The organism is Acidaminococcus sp., assembly GCF_050873445.1.
GTDB lineage: Bacteria > Bacillota > Negativicutes > Acidaminococcales > Acidaminococcaceae > Acidaminococcus.
The window spans coordinates 1-15,952 of sequence record NZ_JBNMIU010000019.1; the positions used below are offsets into that span (position 1 = coordinate 1).

Annotated in this window: 13 protein-coding genes and 1 pseudogene; 2 read left to right on the top strand and 12 right to left on the bottom strand. The window is 55.2% G+C overall.

Annotation, left to right across the window (positions count from 1 at the left end):
- Positions 1 to 181: 181 nt before the first annotated feature.
- From ACR0QW_RS04785 to ACR0QW_RS04805, 5 genes are all read right to left on the bottom strand, one after another.
- On the bottom strand, positions 182 to 1,123 hold the full coding sequence (locus tag ACR0QW_RS04785; protein ID WP_432642574.1) for a phosphoethanolamine transferase: 942 nt from the start codon (positions 1,121 to 1,123) through the stop codon (positions 182 to 184).
- Positions 1,036 to 1,983 (bottom strand): phosphoethanolamine transferase domain-containing protein, encoded by a 948-nt coding sequence (locus ACR0QW_RS04790; protein WP_432642575.1) that lies wholly within the window; start codon positions 1,981 to 1,983, stop codon positions 1,036 to 1,038. Before ACR0QW_RS04790 ends, ACR0QW_RS04785 begins: the two co-directional genes overlap by 88 nt.
- Before the next feature lie 216 nt (positions 1,984 to 2,199).
- Positions 2,200 to 3,462, bottom strand: coding sequence for an SLC13 family permease (locus ACR0QW_RS04795; protein WP_432642576.1), 1,263 nt, complete (start codon positions 3,460 to 3,462; stop codon positions 2,200 to 2,202).
- A gap of 12 nt (positions 3,463 to 3,474) precedes the next feature.
- On the bottom strand, positions 3,475 to 4,563 hold the full coding sequence (locus tag ACR0QW_RS04800) for a lactonase family protein (RefSeq protein ID WP_432642577.1): 1,089 nt from the start codon (positions 4,561 to 4,563) through the stop codon (positions 3,475 to 3,477).
- Complete coding sequence (locus ACR0QW_RS04805) at positions 4,560 to 6,512, bottom strand: aconitate hydratase (RefSeq protein WP_432642597.1); 1,953 nt, start codon at positions 6,510 to 6,512, stop codon at positions 4,560 to 4,562. Before ACR0QW_RS04805 ends, ACR0QW_RS04800 begins: the two co-directional genes overlap by 4 nt.
- A 161-nt stretch (positions 6,513 to 6,673) precedes the next feature.
- Here ACR0QW_RS04805 and ACR0QW_RS04810 point away from each other — a divergent pair, with 161 nt between their 5' ends.
- The gene (locus ACR0QW_RS04810) at positions 6,674 to 7,597 is read left to right on the top strand and encodes a LysR family transcriptional regulator (protein ID WP_432642578.1); all 924 of its coding nucleotides are present in this window, start codon (positions 6,674 to 6,676) and stop codon (positions 7,595 to 7,597) included.
- A 51-nt stretch (positions 7,598 to 7,648) separates the two neighbouring features.
- Here ACR0QW_RS04810 and ACR0QW_RS04815 read toward each other — a convergent pair whose 3' ends face one another.
- The 6 genes and pseudogenes from ACR0QW_RS04815 to ACR0QW_RS04840 form a co-directional block, all read right to left on the bottom strand.
- The gene (locus tag ACR0QW_RS04815) at positions 7,649 to 8,638 is read right to left on the bottom strand and encodes an alpha/beta hydrolase fold domain-containing protein (protein ID WP_432642579.1); all 990 of its coding nucleotides are present in this window, start codon (positions 8,636 to 8,638) and stop codon (positions 7,649 to 7,651) included.
- A 111-nt stretch (positions 8,639 to 8,749) separates the two neighbouring features.
- Positions 8,750 to 9,709 (bottom strand): M23 family metallopeptidase, encoded by a 960-nt coding sequence (locus ACR0QW_RS04820; protein WP_432642580.1) that lies wholly within the window; start codon positions 9,707 to 9,709, stop codon positions 8,750 to 8,752.
- Between the two features lie 160 nt (positions 9,710 to 9,869).
- Positions 9,870 to 10,664, bottom strand: coding sequence for an SDR family oxidoreductase (locus ACR0QW_RS04825; RefSeq protein WP_432642581.1), 795 nt, complete (start codon positions 10,662 to 10,664; stop codon positions 9,870 to 9,872).
- Between the two features lie 16 nt (positions 10,665 to 10,680).
- Positions 10,681 to 11,607, bottom strand: a complete 927-nt coding sequence (locus tag ACR0QW_RS04830) for a fumarylacetoacetate hydrolase family protein (protein WP_432642582.1) — start codon at positions 11,605 to 11,607, stop codon at positions 10,681 to 10,683.
- A 17-nt stretch (positions 11,608 to 11,624) separates the two neighbouring features.
- Positions 11,625 to 12,812 (bottom strand): annotated as a pseudogene (locus ACR0QW_RS04835) (pyridoxal phosphate-dependent aminotransferase).
- A gap of 12 nt (positions 12,813 to 12,824) precedes the next feature.
- Positions 12,825 to 12,983, bottom strand: a complete 159-nt coding sequence (locus ACR0QW_RS04840) for a hypothetical protein (RefSeq protein ID WP_432642583.1) — start codon at positions 12,981 to 12,983, stop codon at positions 12,825 to 12,827.
- 154 nt (positions 12,984 to 13,137) lie between these two features.
- Between ACR0QW_RS04840 and ACR0QW_RS04845 the strand changes: the two genes are divergently transcribed.
- On the top strand, positions 13,138 to 14,004 hold the full coding sequence (locus ACR0QW_RS04845) for a LysR family transcriptional regulator (protein WP_432642584.1): 867 nt from the start codon (positions 13,138 to 13,140) through the stop codon (positions 14,002 to 14,004).
- 89 nt (positions 14,005 to 14,093) lie between these two features.
- Here the strand turns inward: ACR0QW_RS04845 and ACR0QW_RS04850 are convergent, their stop codons facing one another.
- Entirely contained in the window at positions 14,094 to 15,707 is a 1,614-nt protein-coding gene (locus ACR0QW_RS04850) for a putative polysaccharide biosynthesis protein (protein WP_432642585.1), read from the bottom strand.
- Positions 15,708 to 15,952: the final 245 nt, after the last annotated feature.

Consider the following 15,952-nt stretch of genomic DNA (forward strand, 5'->3'; position numbering starts at 1 on the left):
AAATATCCATTCAGGATATCCTCCTTTCAAAATGAAGTGGTTGGTAGCCATCTTCATTTTACCAAAGGAGGATTTTTTGGTATAGCTAAAAGCTTTCCAGAACCCCACGCATAGCGTGGGGTTTTCAAACCCGACAAAAAGGGACTGTGAAAACGCATTGGTGTTTTCACAGTCCCTTTTTTCATTCCTCGCTCAATTTCTCTTTTCCGTGCAGCGTCCGGAGGGTTTCCCGTTCCCCTTTATACTGGGCTGAGGCCAGGTCCAGGCCCGGTTCTTCTCCGGGCATGCCCTGAATGGTCATCACGTCCAGCATCAGGTTGTATAGCAGGTCATTGGTCCAGAACCGGTCCTCGTGCTGCCGCAGTGTCCGATACATGTCTGCCCGATGTTCCCGGAAGTCCCGGCTCACCAATATCCCCAGGGGGATGTGCACCATGGTCCACGTAAACTTGCTGGCTTCGTGACCCACATTCCGATCAGGGTCATCTCCATGGTCCGAGAAGAACACCATGGCCTGAAATCCGGGCATATGGCTCACCCGTTCATACAGATGTTCCAATACCCAGTCGCTGTAGAGCACCGCATTATCATAAGTATTCACCGATCGGCGCCGACCAGTAAACTGATCGAATTCCCTGGGATACCGGTCCCGGTAATCCCCGTGGCAGCCCATTACGTGGATTACAATCAGAGCATTCTCTTCCGGCTGGATATCCGGCAAAGCATCCACCAGCACCTCATCATAGAACGGAGCCTGCAGATCCGCCGTACCCGATCGGTTGTTCTTCCATACCTGATATTCCGCTGTAGAAGCGATTTCCGCAATGGGAGTATCATACCCGCCCAATTTCCGCTGGTTGCTGATCCAGTAAGTATGGAAACCTGCAGCCCGGGCTGCCTCTACCAGGGAATAGGCATCGGCCAGGGACACATTGTTGTACTGGTTCTTCTGGCTCAGGGCATAAGTCAGCACAGGTACCGTATGGGTGTGATTGGAATAGGCATTGCTGAACAGCAGCAGTTCCGGTTTCCCCTTCATGCTCTGCAGCCAGGGCGTAGTAGGACGGTCATAACCATATACCTGCATATGGTCCCGGCTCTCAGATTCTCCGATGACCAGCACGTATACCCCCCCCGCATCACTTTCAAAGGCGGCAGCTCTGCCAGCCGCTGCTCACGGAGCTGTTTGGCCCTGCCATACCGTCTGTAATCCTGGAGGACCTCCCGGGTTTCCCTGCTGATGCGAAAGGCCGGATACACGCTTTGGGAAAGCATCCGGGAACATCCAGACAGGAACAGTACTGCCAGCAGCATACATTGCCATCTCTTGGCGGGCAGATGCATTTCCGGCAGCCGCTCTGCCTGGCGCAGCAGGAAGACCAGGACGCCCGCCAGAATCACTGCAGCCACTCCCCATACTACCAGGTTCTGGTTCTTTAAATAAGAAACGGACTCGTTCAGGTTGGTCTGGAACAGAGTCAGCACGATATCTGCCGAAAGCAGATGACCACCGCTGACACCGCAGTAGCCCAGCAGAAACAGGGGCAGCAAAAGGCCAAGGAGCAGCAGGAACCGCCCCAGGAAGTGCAGGAACGCTTTACCCCTGTGCAGCGTCCCTGTACAAGGCAGGCAGTGAAGGAACGTACCGCCAAAGTAAAAGGCCATGCCCGTCACCCAGGCATCCGCCACTTCCCTGCCCAGCAGCCGTTCTCCCGCCAGTCGCTGTACCAGAACAGAGAGCAGGAACAGAGCTCCGTAACCAGCTGAACCGATTAGCCAGGATCGGCTGCGCTGCCATAAATAATGATAGGAAGCAGTGAACAGCAATGCAGCTATGATCATGACCTTTTTGTGATAACCCCATTCCGGCGTATTGGTAGCCAGGATCCGCAGGACCAGTAAAAACAACAGGAAGCCGAAAAAAGTCAGCAGGTTTTCCCGTTGGAGCAATTGAGAGAAACAGGTTTTCCAAAAATGCCGCATGAGCAGATCTCCTTAGTGTGATTTTTCTGTTACTTATATAAAAACATATTATATCACATATTCACATTTATGTCACATAATAGAGACCCACAAAAACGGGGTGTGAACATGTTTTTCACACCCCGTCACTAGCTGATGGAGACCAACTGACGCTGTCAAAGATGCAGGAGCTGTGGGGGATTTTCATTTCACAGTCCCTTTTTTCATAGTCAGTGGCTAAAATATGAGATGATAGAATCCCATCCCGGCCAGCAGGGTCAGTACCACCAGGATGCCCAGGGCCCAGACGGTCAGTTCCATGAACAGTTTCATTTCTTCGTCTTTCTTCGCTGTTCCGTTTTCGTCCGCCATCAGAGTGGCCATAATCAGGCCGCCGGTAGTAGAAATGGGGCTGATTCCGGTAATGGTCCCGCCGATGACCACCATGGAAGCCAGTTCAACGGGGCTGACCCCCACGGACTGTCCCAGGGAAGCCACCGTAGGCAGCAGTGTGGGAAACACCACGCCCAATCCGGAAGAGAACAGGCTCATGACCCCCGCAGTGCAGGCCATGACTGCCGGTGCGGTATAGCTGTTCATGAATGTGGCCAGGGCCGCAGTCAGCAGTTTGATACCCCCGGTCTTGATGGCCAGATTCATCAGGGTACTGACCCCGGAGACCACCAGCAGCACGCCCCAGGGAATGGCTTTCAGGCTGTCTCTTTCCGGAGCCGCATGGCACATGAGCAGCACCGCACTGACAGAAAAACTGGTAAGCCCCACATTCTGTTTGAAAACGATGACCAGCACCGCCATGACCAGGAGTCCCAGCAGGGACAGCAGCTGCCGTCCAGTGAATCCGTCCAGTTTTTCTTCCGTGTCTGTCTCCGGCATCTGGATCCGATAGCCCTTGTAGTATACAAAAGCCACCAGAGCAATCAGGATACCGCTGACCAGCTGGGCCGTATAAATGGGCTGCACAGCAGCCGCTGCATCCAGCCCGCTCTGCTGCAGCAAATCATAGGAAAGCAGTCCTTCCGGAGTGATGGGGCTCATGCGGCCCCCGAAACAGCCGCTGCACCCGATGATGGCCAGCATCAGAGGATTATAGCCTCTGGCTTTGGCCAGGGGGATCGCAACAGCCGGCATGATAGCCAGCAGCGGAATGGACCCTGGCCCGATCCCGATAAGCAAAGCTCCCATAACAAATACGGCAATGGGGATCAGATATTTATTGCTTCCGGCCAGGTTCACGATTTTCCGGGCCAGCAGTTCAATGGTGCCATTCTTGTTCAGGATGCTGAACAGCAGGGTAACACCCATCAAATTGATGAACAGGTTGGGTTTGAAGCCCTTCAGGATTTCTGCTGTGGGCACTCCGGCCGCTTTTCCCAGCACAAAGGCAAAGAACAGACACACCAGCCCCACATTGGTCTTGCGGAAAAAACCGATGGCGATGGACACCGCCAAAAGCAGCAGAGAAACAATGCCTAGATTCATGATCCGTCCTCCTCAGCGAAATACGATGGTACAGGGGCTTTCCGTCTTCACGGTCTTTCCGGTAAAACGGAGCTGTCCGTCCCGGCTCTCCGGTTCAAAGAACTGCAGGGTATCGCTGTCCATATTGGCCACCAGCAGCTCTCCTTCCGGCGTCAGGGTCATGAACCGGGGCGTATATCCTTCACAGCTCGTCCAACAGGGTTTCTCCAGCAGTCCCGTTTTCGGGGCAATGGTATAGCACACCACTGTCTCCTGGCCCCGGAAAGATCCGGCATATCCTTCCCCTTCCGGCGGGATTCCCTCTTTGATCCGGTTGGATACATAGACCTGCTTCCCGTCCCGGCTCAGGACGATGGCACTGGCCATATTGGGTCCCACATACGTATCCTGCAGGGTGGGCACCACCTGTTTGGGAGTCAGTTTCCCCGCCGCATCGAAATCGAACACCCGCAGGGTGCTGGCTTTTTCGTTCACCAGGTATACATGACGATTGTCCGTGCTGAATACCAAATGTCGGGGTTCATCGTATTGCCGGGCTTCCGCATAGGAAGTGCGGGTCAGCTTTCCCGTATTCTCATCCAGGGCCAGCACCCACAGCCGGTCATAGCCGCTGCCACGAGCCTGGGTAGGGACCAGCAGCCATTTCCCCGTCCGATCCAGCACGCAGGCATGGGCATGGGAAATGCCACCAGCCTTGGGCCCTTCGAAATGCTCCACGCTGACCGCTTCCCCCAGGCTGCCATCGGCCCGGATGGGCAGGCTGGCCACTGCACCGCCCTGGAGACTGGCCAACAGCAGGAACTTGTTATTGGGAGTCACCACGCCGTACACCGGATTCTTCCCCCCGGCATCCACCGTATCCAGGAACTCCAGATCCCCGTTTTCTTTAATACGGAAGGCACTGGCTTCATGAGCATCTCCATGGACGGTATACAAATAATTTTTCGTCTGATCCAGCACCAGCCAGGCCGGATTGTCCAGGGTCTCTGTAATGCCTTCCAGCTTCCAGTTTCCCTTTTCATCGATGTGGTAGCGGGAAATCCCTTTACCATGGGCATACCTTCTGGCCGTGGTCCGGCATCCTACATATGCGTACATCATGCTTTCTCCTCTGCCAGTTTGGCCTTGTAGAACCGGAGCTTACCGCCGGCCAGCAGGATTTCCACTTCCTGATCCGTCAGTTCCAGTTTCACCGTGAACCAGGTCCCCTTGCTGAGATCCTGAATTTTAACAGTCTTCTGCTTCATCTGTTCCCGCAGGTTGTCAATGTGCAGGGTATCATCCAGATCGATGCCGTCATATGCCGCCTTATCCATGAATACCGCCGGGATCACCCCATGGTTGATCAGATTCCCTTTATGGATGCGGGCGAAGCTCTTGGCAATAACCATTTTCACGCCCAGGTACATGGGGGTGATGGCAGCATGTTCCCGAGAAGAACCCTGACCATAGTTCTCACCGCCCACAATGAAACTCTTTCCATCCTTCTGTGCCCGTTTGGCAAAGTCCGGATCATACCGGCAAAAGGCATACTGGGCCATAGCCGGCATATTGCTCCGCATGGAAGAGAACTGGGCACTGGCCGGAGTGATGTCATCGGTGGACACATTGTCCCGGGCCTTCAGGCTGACTTTGGCTTCCAGGGTTTCTTCCGGAGGATCGGCCACCGGCAGAGGTTTGATATTGGGACCCCGGACGATCTGGATATCCCGGCCGTTTTCCGGCGGCAGCAGGAACAGGTTGTCATTGATGGGATAGGCCTCCGGTTCTTCCACCGTCCCCAGCACGCTCACGTCTTCCATCACTTCCTGAGGCAGAGCCAGCCGTCCCTTGATGGCCGTAGCCGCAGCCACTTCCGGACTCACCAGATACAGGCTGGCATCCGCGGTAGAACTCCGTCCCTTGAAATTCCGGTTACTGGTCCGGACAGAGATCCCCTTGCTGGAAGGAGCAATACCGATGCCGCAGCAGGGACCGCAGGCAAATTCTGTGATCCGGGCTCCGGCGTTCAGCAATTCGGCCACCACTCCGTCCTGGAGCAGCTGCAGGTAGATTTGCCGGGAACTGATGCCCAGCACCAGGCTTACATCCGGATTGATCTTATGATTCTTCAGTACCAGGGCCACCTTCTTGAAGTCACTGTAGGAACCGTTGGTGCAGCTGCCGATGAATACCTGCTGGACCGGTACCTTGGGAACATCGGCCACTTTCATCACGTTGTCAGGCATATGGGGGCAGGCCACCAGGGGTTCCAGAGCACTCAGATCCAGGTTGATTTCTTCATCGTAGGAGCAGCCGGCATCGGGCAGCCATTCCGTATAGTCCTGTGCCCGGCCCTGGGCCTTCAGGAAGTCCCGTACCTGCTCATCTGCCGGGAAAACGGAGGTGGTAGCCCCCATTTCAGCGCCCATATTGGCAATGGTCAGCCGTTCCGGGATGGACAAGGTCTTTACGCCTTCACCCACATATTCATAGATTTTGCCCACGCCGCCTTTCACCGTGTTCCGACGCAGCATTTCCAGGATGATGTCCTTGGCGGCCGTACCCGGACGCAGATGGCCTTTCAAGTTGACTTTCACCACTTTGGGCATCTTCAGTACATAGGGGAACCCGGCCAGGGCTACGGCGATATCCATACCGCCCACCCCGATGGCCAGCATGCCCAGAGCCCCGCAGCTGGGAGTATGGCTGTCACCGCCCAGCAGCAGGGCACCCGGTTTGCCGAAGCGGCTGCACTGGAGAGCATGGCAGATGCCGTTGCCGGCCTTGGACAGGATCAGCCCATACTTCTGGGCGATGGACTGCAGATAGATGTGATCATCCGGAGTCTTGTTGTCGATCTGCAGCAGATTGTGGTCGATGTAGCTTACGGAAAGCTTCGTCCGCACCCGATCCAGATCCAGGGCTTCAAAGGCCAGATAAGCCATTACAGCATTAATGTCGTGGGTCAGGGTCTGATCCACTGTTACCTTGATTTCTTCCCCAGGAACCAGTTCCGCCGGCTCTGCCAGATGAGCCGCAAATAATTTTTGTGTCAAATTTTTTGCCATCGTCATACACTCCTCTTCCTTCCCAGAATCGTTTTCAAAATTGCTGTGATATTTCACGCAATTCACTCTTTTTCTGGCTATAGAATAACACAGCCCTTGTGCTTTGTATAATACGAGATTATAATTTATTTATAATATAGAGTTATAAGGAGGGATATCTTATGGATTCCCGGGATCTGGAATACGTACTGACCATTGCCCGCACCGGCAGTTTTTCCCAGGCGGCCCAGCAGCTGTTCATCAGCCAGCCGGCCCTGAGCCAGTACATCAAGCGGCTGGAAAAGGATCTGAACGTGACCCTGTTCTACCGCAGCCGAAGCCGGGTGGAACTGTCAGCCGCAGGGATGTTTTACGTAAAACAGGGAGAATCCATCCTGAAGGCCATGCAGGAGCTGGAGCAGACCATGCGCCACTGGCAGCAGAAAGAAACGAGACAGTTGAGCATCGGGGTCTCCCAATTCTACGGCAAATGGTTCCTGACCCCCTATCTGCAGGACATCCGGCAGCAGCTGCCGGGCTGGCAGATCCGGATCGTGGACGGAGAATCCCACAACCTGGAAATCCAGATGCTCCAGGGAAAGCTGGATTTCGGCATTTTCCCGGCGCCTGTCACCCACAAGGATATCACCTTCCTGCCTCTGGGGGATGAAGAGATCCTGTTTGCCTTCAGCGAAGAAAACCGGGAAGCCATGGACCTGCTGCCCTGTGCCCTGACCAAGGGAGGCATCGACCTGGCGCTGTATCGCCATTTTCCCTTCGTGCTGCCCCGGGAAGGGCTGAAAATGCATAAAGCTGCCCTGAAAATCTGCCGTCAGTCCGGATTCCAGCCCCAGTCGGTCTATTCTTCTGAAAACCTGGACACGGTGTATTCCCTGGTAAACCATAACTACGGAGTGGGCTTCCTGCCCGACGTGCTTGCCAAAAATTACGATCCCCGCACCAACCACGTCCGGTTCTTCCACTTGAAGAGCCGGTACAACCATCGTGCCGTAGGCCTGGCCTGCCGGGAAGGAGCACCGCTCCAGGGCCTGGCGCCAAAACTGTACCAGGCCATAAAAAATAACAGAGAGGCTGCCAAAGCATGATTCCATGAAAAAGGGGCTGTGAAAACGTGTTATTTCACAGCCCCTTTTTGCTTATTTCAAATATTGATCAAAGAAATCCCCAATCACCTGCAGCACCTTGTCCTGTACCCAGTACACGCCCCCATGGGCCGCCCCCGGAATTTCATACCGCTGTGCCGGCACACCCTTTTCCTTCAGGGCCTGGTACAGCAGATCCGTCTGGCTGGGGGACACCACCTTGTCCGCTGTTCCGTGCATCAGCAGCATGGGGGCGCTGTTTTTCCCGATGTAGGTAATGGGATTGGCCGCAGCAGCCGCTTTGGGATCTGCGCTGACGCCCCCGTCCTTTCCTCCGAACACCGGACTGCCATTCACCCACAGGGCTTCCGTCGCCCCGGCGGACTGGTGGAGTTTCTGCACCTCAGGGCTGAAATCCATACCAATCCGGGCAGGATCCGAAATGCCATACAAATCTACAGCGCAGTTCACCTGGCTGGATTCCTGGAGATTCTCCCCCTTGTCAAAGGTCTTCGTCCCGCTGGTAGTACCGGCAAAGGCAGAAAGATATCCCCCGGCGCTGCCGCCGATGATGCCGATCCGGTTCTTGTCGATATTCCATTGATCCGCATGGGCCCGCAGATAGCGGATGGAAGCCTTTACATCTTCCAGGGGCTGCGGGAATTTGGCCGTAGGCGCCACCCGATAAGTAATACTGGCCACCACATACCCTTTTTCCGCCAGGTAGTTCCTCAGCTGTACCCCGTTGTCCTTATTGGCATTGATGAACCCGCCTCCGGTCACGTAGACGATAGCCGGCATCCTGGTCTTTTTCTGAGGCTGGAGCAGATCCAGCTGCATGGGTACGTTGGCATACCCCCGGGAAGGGACCTGCTCGTAGACCACACCGGAAATCTGTTTCACTTCTGTTTTGACCGGCATGACTTCCAGCGTCTGGCTGGCATAGTGTCCTGGCTCTGCCGCCTCCGCCCCGGAAAATCCGGCCAATCCTGCCAGCAGCAGGCTGAAAAGTACCATCTGCCGCAGATTGCAATTGATTTTCATAGAAACTGCCTCCTCGTTTTTACTATAAGTCCCATCATAACAAAATTCCTGGGATTTGTCTTTTTGCACGAAAAGAGGGTGTGAAAAAGTACTTTTTCACACCCCTTTGTTTCAACCTACCGGCCGGGCGAAATTCAGCGGATTCACGGGACTTCCGTTCTGCCGCACTTCGAAATGCACGTGAGGTCCGGTGCTGTAACCGCTGCTGCCCACGTAACCGACGATATCACCCCGGTGTACCGTCTGCCCGGGCTGCACTGCAATAGCGCTCATATGACCGTAACAGGTAGTGATGCCGTTGCCATGGTCTATGCTTACGAACCGGCCGTATCCCCCGTTCCACTGGGCATCCTGCACAGTGCCTGCAGCCGCTGCCCGAATGGGCGTACCGTAATCCACGGCGATATCGATGCCGGGATGGTAATCACTGCCGCTGCCCCCGAAGGGATCCGCCCGCAGTCCGAAGAAAGAACTGATTTCGCCCCCGCTCACCGGCCAGCCATACGTACCATCTCCGGTATCCGACAGAGCCAGCAGCATATTGGACAGGTTCTCTTTCTTATAGGCCAGTTTCTTCCAGTTGATCTCATCCTGCACTTCCAGCACCTGGAGCTGGTCTGCGGTAGTGGATCCGCCCTGGCCGCCCTTATCCAGTTCCTGGGACTTTTTATCCACGCCGTTGCCGCCGATTTTCACACCGTCCTTGGCCAGCTTCTGGCGCACAGCATTTTCTACCTGCACCACCTGGGCCAGTTCCTTCTGGAGCTTCTCGTTATCGTCCATGAGCTTGGCCAGCCGTTCCGTATAAACGGCATAATCCGCCCGGTAATTGGCCAGTTCCGTCTGCTCGTCCCAGGCTTTCACCAGAAGGCCGGCGCACACGGCCAGCCCCATGAGGCTGGCCAGGAAAGCGCCGCAGAACGCAATCAGGGTCCTGGGACCTGCATGGACTTCCTGGATATGCCCGTCCCCATCCTTCCACTGGAAGGACAGGCCGGCTCCCACCAGATGGCCGCTGGGCAGCAGTCCCTTCAGGCTTTTCAGTTTCTCTCCCATTTGTCTCTTATCCATCCTGACTCCTTACAAAAAGGACGTGCCAGGTGGCACGTCCGGTACAACTGTTTGATTGGTCTTGCACATCCTTGACTACCAAGTCAATATTTTAGCGCGGATGGAAGATCGCTTCAACCCGATTGTCAAAGATTTTACATAAAGTTCCGGATTTCCCGGTTCAGTACGCAGTAGTCATGGCACCGTCGCACAGCAGATGCTGGCCGCTGACGCCGCTGTTAGCCGGAGAACACAGGAACACAGCGGTACGGCCGTATTCCTCCACGTTCTGATACCGGCCCAGCGGGAAGCTGGCACAATCCTTCCTGGTGTACTCTTCTTCAGTCATGCCGGCTTTCTGGGCCCGGATGCCATTCAGATAGGCAATCCGCGCGGTATAAATCCGGCCGGGGCCCATGGTGTTCACCAGGATACCGTATTTCCCCAGTTCCCGGGCCAGGGTCTTGCTCATGCCCACCACACCCATGCGGAAAGTGTTGGACAAGATCAGGTTGTCCAGAGCCTGTTTGATGGAAGAGGACGTGCTGTTCAGAATCCGGCCTTCCCCGGCTTCCTTCATGAAAGGGAGGGCTGCCCGGATGGCAAACGTATAGCTGTGCAGGCATTTTTCGTAACCGTCAGACCAGTCTTCTTCCGTCAGATTCTCGAAACTCCCCGCTTTGGGGCCCGGACAGTGGTTCACCAGGGCATACAGTCCCCCCAGGGTGCTCCCTGCTTCCGTAACCATCTTCGTAATGCTGGCAGGTTCCTTGACATCATAAAAGAAGATGTGCGGACGGTTCCCCGTAGCTCTGGCAATGTCTTCCCGGGCCTGCAGCAGATCTTTTTCATACGCTTTGGCCGTAGCAATGGCTACCGTAGCACCTTCCCGGGCAAACTCCGTAGCGATTCCCTTCCCGATACCGGAGGCAGAGGACAGTACCAGCGCGACTTTTCCTTTTAATCTCAGATCCATATGTCTTTCTCCTTCCTTATTCTGCTTCAGGGTGTTTCTTCAGATCGACGACAGGGTTCACCAGCGGACGCATGGTAAAACCGTCCGGTCCGCTGATCCGGCATTCGGCCTGATCCCCGTCCCCAATGTGAAAGGCCCGGGGCGTACCGGTTGAAAGCACATCACCGGCGAACCAGCCCTGGATCCTGCTGTGCAGGGAAATCAGTTTGGGCGGCTGATGAATCATATGATCCACCGTATTCTTGGCATGGATCTCTCCATTGTGGACGCTCTGGATTTCCAGTTTCGTCACATCGGGTACTTCATCCGGCGTCACCAGTTCCGGTCCGAAAGAGAAAAAAGTGGGAAAATTCTTCACGATGGTCAGATACCGGGGGTTGCCGGCCAGGAATTCATTCCCCTTCAGGATGGATTCTTCCGTCATATCCAGGATTGTAGTGTACCCCACAATGGCAGATTGCCAGTCATCTTCTTCCACATCCCGGCAATCCTTCCCCAGGATGATGCCCAGTTCGGCTTCGGCCGTGGTCTTCACAGCTTCCTTCAGTTTCGGCAGTTTGATGGCATCACCCGGCCCGATCAGGGTATCGGCCTGTTTGAAGAAGCTGCCGGGAAACCCGGAAGGAGGTGCGCTGCCGATGTCTCCTGCATGGTCCCGGTAATTCAGGCCGATGCCGAAAATCCGTTTCGGATTCCGGTACAGGGGCCCGTAGACCACCTGTCCCTGCGGAATCAGCCCCGGGATGGTTTCCAATTCCTCCCGGCCGCCAGCGTTATACCAGGCCGTCAGCCCCGGGACCTGCTGTTTCCGGATCATGCTCAGCAGATCTTCCGCCCAGGCCAGACCTTTGGCAGCATTCAGCCGTTCAACAGGCAATATCCCTTTTTCAGTCACGATACCGGCCACTTCCCGGCCGTTCAGTTTGATGGTTGCCAGACGCATATCGTTTTCCTCCTCTGTTATCCTTTTTTCTGCATGATTTCTTCACAAACCTGAGCCAGCCGTCGGCAGCCTTCCTGCACGTTTTCACAGCTGTTGGCAAAGGACATCCGGATGTAGTATTTCCCTTCCGGTCCGAACACGCTGCCGGGAACCATGGCCACCTTGGCCTTGTCCAGCAGATAGGGTGCGAATTCATCTCCAGTCATGCCCAGCTCTTTGATGTTGATGAAAATGTAGAAGGCACCTTTGGGTTTCAGGCAATGGATGCCCGGCGTGGCATTGATGATTTCCACGGCACAATCCCGGCGGCGGGCATATTCTTTCACCATATCCCGGACCTCGTCATTTTCCTCTAGCAGGGCCGTCACCCCGGCCTTCTGCACAAAAGAGGGGGCGCAAGTGGTCACATGCTGATGGAGCTTGTTCATGGTCCGGATCAGTTCTTCCGGTGCCGCCGCATAGCCCAGGCGCCAGCCCGTCATGGAATATGCCTTGGAGAATCCATTCAGTGTCACGGTGCATTTCTTCATACCCGGCAGAGAAGCAATGCTGTAGTGGACTGCATCATCGTACAGCAGCCGTTCATACACTTCATCGGACAGCACCATCAGGTCGTGCTTGCAGGCGATTTCCGCCAGCTCCTCCAGCACCGCTCTGCACAGAGTCCCCCCGGTGGGGTTGCTGGGCGTGATCAGGACCAGTGCCCTGGTCTTGTCCGTAATCTTGCTGCGGATCTCGTCCAGATCCAGCTGGTACTCATTTTCTTCCTTTAAGGTATAAAAGATGGGCACCGCCCCCAGGGTCCTGGGGATATTCTTGTAATTCAGCCAGCCCGGGTTGGGCACCAGGATTTCATCCCCCGGATTCAGGATGGCCGCCATGGCTTCTTAAACAGCTTCCGACAGCCCCACCGTGACCAGGATTTCCTCCGGCCGGTAGTCGATATGATTCTGGGTCTTCAGCTTCCAGGCGATGGCCTTGCGCAGTTCCATGGTCCCGAAATTGGAGGTGTAAAACACATCTCCCTTTTGGATATCCGCAATACAGGCTTTCTTGATGTACTCCGGCGTATCGAAATCCGGCCGCCCCAGTTCGAAATGGAGGATTTTCTCACCCTGCCGTTCCATGGCCAGGGCCTTTTCGTTAACCTTCCGGATCCCGGAGGGTTCCAGCACTTTCATCCGTTCAGCAATTTGCAGTTCCATGTCGCCGTCTCCTTATTTCTGGTCCTTATGGCAACAGCACCGTTTCTCCATTTCCTGTTTCTGCAGGTTGTCCCACACATTCATTCTGGCCACCAGGCGGGTCCGCAGGAATTCGCCCTTGTCCACTTTTGTTACCAGAGTTGCTACGCTATCGATAAAGGTCTTTTTCATGATGCTCACCTTTTCCTTTCACGTTCAGTTCTTGCTCTTTCAAAGGACTCTTCCCTTTGACGCCTTCAGTATAAAGCAGGTCAAAACAGTTGTAAAACGATTGTTTTAGCTTTATAATATTCTATATAAGCATATTTAAAAAGAGGCGATTCCCATGGATACATCTACCCTGCTTTTGTTCCGCGACCTCTGCCGTACCCGGAACATGACCCAGACCGCCCGGACTTTTTACCTGACCCAGTCCGCCCTGAGCAAACGGCTGGCCCAATTGGAAGAGGAGCTGGGCTATCCGCTGCTGATCCGCAGCAAGGGGAGACAACAGGCAGAACTGACCACCCGAGGAGAAAAATTTCTGGTACTGGCCACCCGGATGCTGGAATTATATGAAGAAAGTCTGACGCTGAAAGAGGAACAGGACCGGTTCTTCCTGCGGCTGGGGTGTATGCGCAGCGTCCAGGAGGCCTTCCTGTCTGACTTCCTGGAGTCCTTCCTGGCTTCCCATCCCCGGTTCAGTCTGACCCTGGAAGACCACCACAGCCACGAGATCCGGGAGCTGCTGTTGGAAGGACTGCTGGACCTGGGCATCGTCCAGACCCCCTATACCGGTCACGGTCTGGTCAGTCAGCTGCTCTACGATGAACCGTTCCAGGTAGTCATGAAAGATCCCGGCTCTTTCCGCGGGAAAATCCGTCTTTCCGTCCATGACCTGGATGATCGGCAGGAAATTTTCCAGAGCTTCACCGACGGTTTCCGCAGCTGGCACGATACCCATTGGCGGATCCTGGACAGCAAGATCCGGGTGAACAGCACCCCCACTGCAGAAAAGTATTTCCAGGCCCCTGGGGACTGGATGATTGTCCCCCGTTCCGTAGCCGCCGCTATGGCCGGCAGAGGCTTCACCGTTTTTCCGCTGGAGGAAGTCACCCCGCTGCACCAGGTCTACCTCACCTGGCGCCAGGACGAAGACCGTCCCCACGTAAAAGCACTGGCGGACGCCCTGAACGCCCATTTCAATCCATAAAAAAGAGAAAAAAGTAGCTGATGGACAGGACATCAGCTCCTGACAAAAAATAAAGGTGCTGTGAAGGATGATTCCACAGCACCTTTTCTTTACAACAATTTTAATTTATGCCCCAGCAGCACCATGCGCCGTCCTGCAAAGGGGATCTGAGCCAGTTCATCTTCCGGCATGGTCTTAAGTACCAGCAGCAGCAGGGCGTACACCGGAATGGCCACGGCCATGCCCCCCAGGATGCTCCAGGCACCCCATGTAGGCACAAGAGCCAGGAAGCCTTTCACGGCGGCCCCCATAGCCACGGCTGCCACTGCCGTCTTCAGCAGCTGCTTCAGTTCCAGAGAGAAACCTGTATACTTTTTGATGAAGAACAGATTCAAAATGGCTGCAATGCCGATATCCGCCACCGTAGCCCAGCTGGATCCCACGATACCCATGGTGGGCGTCAGGTTCCAGTTCAGGAACACCTTGGAAGCCGCGGCGATGATCATGTTGAACACCGGGATCTTGGTCTTGCCCAGGCCCTGCAGGATACCTGTACTTACCTGGTGCAGCCCCAGCAGGAAAATGGCCCAGCTCATGGTCTCGATGGAGAGCCCGGCCTTGGGAGCGTTATAGATCAGAGCAGCCACCCGGCCCCCCAGTACATGGAGACCGATGCTGCAGGGAATGGTGATGACGGCCGCCACGGAAAAAGCCGCTGCCACTTTCTCCCGGATGCCCTCTGTATCTTCCAGGGTCCGGGATTCACTGATGGCGGGCACCAGACTAATGGAAAGCGCCGCCGTCAAGATGGTGGACATGTTCACCAGAGGTACGGCCATCCCGGTCAGGTATCCAAACAGGGTGGTCGCTTCCGACATGGACCAGCCTCCGGCCATGAGCCGGCGGGGCACGATGACCATATCCAGATTGGATACGATGGGCAGCATCATGCTGGCCATGGAAACAGGCAGTGCCAGCATGATCAGCCGCCTGATGATCTTCCCGGCCGGTTCCGGATCCTGGGGCGGCACCGTTTCTTCACCCTGGGGGAAGAATCTATGCTTCAGTTTCCGATAAAAGCCCAGCAACACCAGAAGGCCGCAGAAGGCTCCTGCCCCGGCGCCCATGCTGGCCCCGGCTGCCGCATAGGTCAGCCCGTAGGGCAGCAGCAGGTAGGAAAAGGCGATCATGGTCACCACCCGGATCAGCTGCTCCGTAATTTCTGAACAGGCCGTAGGCGTCATGATCTGCCAGCCCTGGAAGTATCCCCGGAAGCTGGACAGGAACGTCACAAAGAATACAGCAGGAGCCAGGGCGATGATGGAATAATAAGCCCGGGGATCCGGAATGAAGCCGGACTCCACCAGGAAATGGGCCAGAGCCAGGAGGGCGCCGGTAAACAGCAGCCCCGTGGCCAGCATCATCCAAAGTGACACCTTGAATACATGCTGGGCGCCGCCGTAATCCTTTTTGGCCACCTTTTCCGCCGTCACGATGGAAATGGCCACCGGGATACCGGCAGACGACACAGTAATGGCCATCAGATAGATAGGGAACCCCATCTGGTACAGACCGATGCCTTCGCCCCCCATGACCCGGGATAATATCACCCAGTTCAGGGCTCCGATCACCTTGACCACAATACTGGAAATAGTCAGGATCATGGTCCCTTTCAGGAACTTTTTGGTTTTGCTGTTTGCGGGAGTTTGTCCTTGCTGCTCCATGCCACCCATCCTTTATCTTAAATCTGAAACCGGGGTCTGAATGTCATCGGCCCCGGTTCTGTTCATTCACTGCAATTGTATTATTTTATCATATTTTCCTCCCTTTGGGCCACTTTCCCTCCACGTCTTCCGAAAATAAATGGGCTCCATCCAACAACTACACATCTTCCTGCTCCTGGTTCCCGAGCGATAGCGGACAGCTGGTTAAAACAATAAAAATTATTTTTAAAGATAAATTCATTTTT

Coding starts and splice junctions, on each gene's coding strand:
- ACR0QW_RS04790 (WP_432642575.1), bottom strand. CDS start 1,983: ATGCGGCATTTTTGGAAAACCTGTTTCTCTCAATTGCTCCAACGGGAA.
- ACR0QW_RS04795 (WP_432642576.1), bottom strand. CDS start 3,462: ATGAATCTAGGCATTGTTTCTCTGCTGCTTTTGGCGGTGTCCATCGCC.
- ACR0QW_RS04800 (WP_432642577.1), bottom strand. CDS start 4,563: ATGATGTACGCATATGTAGGATGCCGGACCACGGCCAGAAGGTATGCC.
- ACR0QW_RS04805 (WP_432642597.1), bottom strand. CDS start 6,512: ATGGCAAAAAATTTGACACAAAAATTATTTGCGGCTCATCTGGCAGAG.
- ACR0QW_RS04810 (WP_432642578.1), top strand. CDS start 6,674: ATGGATTCCCGGGATCTGGAATACGTACTGACCATTGCCCGCACCGGC.
- ACR0QW_RS04815 (WP_432642579.1), bottom strand. CDS start 8,638: ATGAAAATCAATTGCAATCTGCGGCAGATGGTACTTTTCAGCCTGCTG.
- ACR0QW_RS04820 (WP_432642580.1), bottom strand. CDS start 9,709: ATGGATAAGAGACAAATGGGAGAGAAACTGAAAAGCCTGAAGGGACTG.
- ACR0QW_RS04825 (WP_432642581.1), bottom strand. CDS start 10,664: ATGGATCTGAGATTAAAAGGAAAAGTCGCGCTGGTACTGTCCTCTGCC.
- ACR0QW_RS04830 (WP_432642582.1), bottom strand. CDS start 11,607: ATGCGTCTGGCAACCATCAAACTGAACGGCCGGGAAGTGGCCGGTATC.
- ACR0QW_RS04840 (WP_432642583.1), bottom strand. CDS start 12,983: ATGAAAAAGACCTTTATCGATAGCGTAGCAACTCTGGTAACAAAAGTG.
- ACR0QW_RS04845 (WP_432642584.1), top strand. CDS start 13,138: ATGGATACATCTACCCTGCTTTTGTTCCGCGACCTCTGCCGTACCCGG.
- ACR0QW_RS04850 (WP_432642585.1), bottom strand. CDS start 15,707: ATGGAGCAGCAAGGACAAACTCCCGCAAACAGCAAAACCAAAAAGTTC.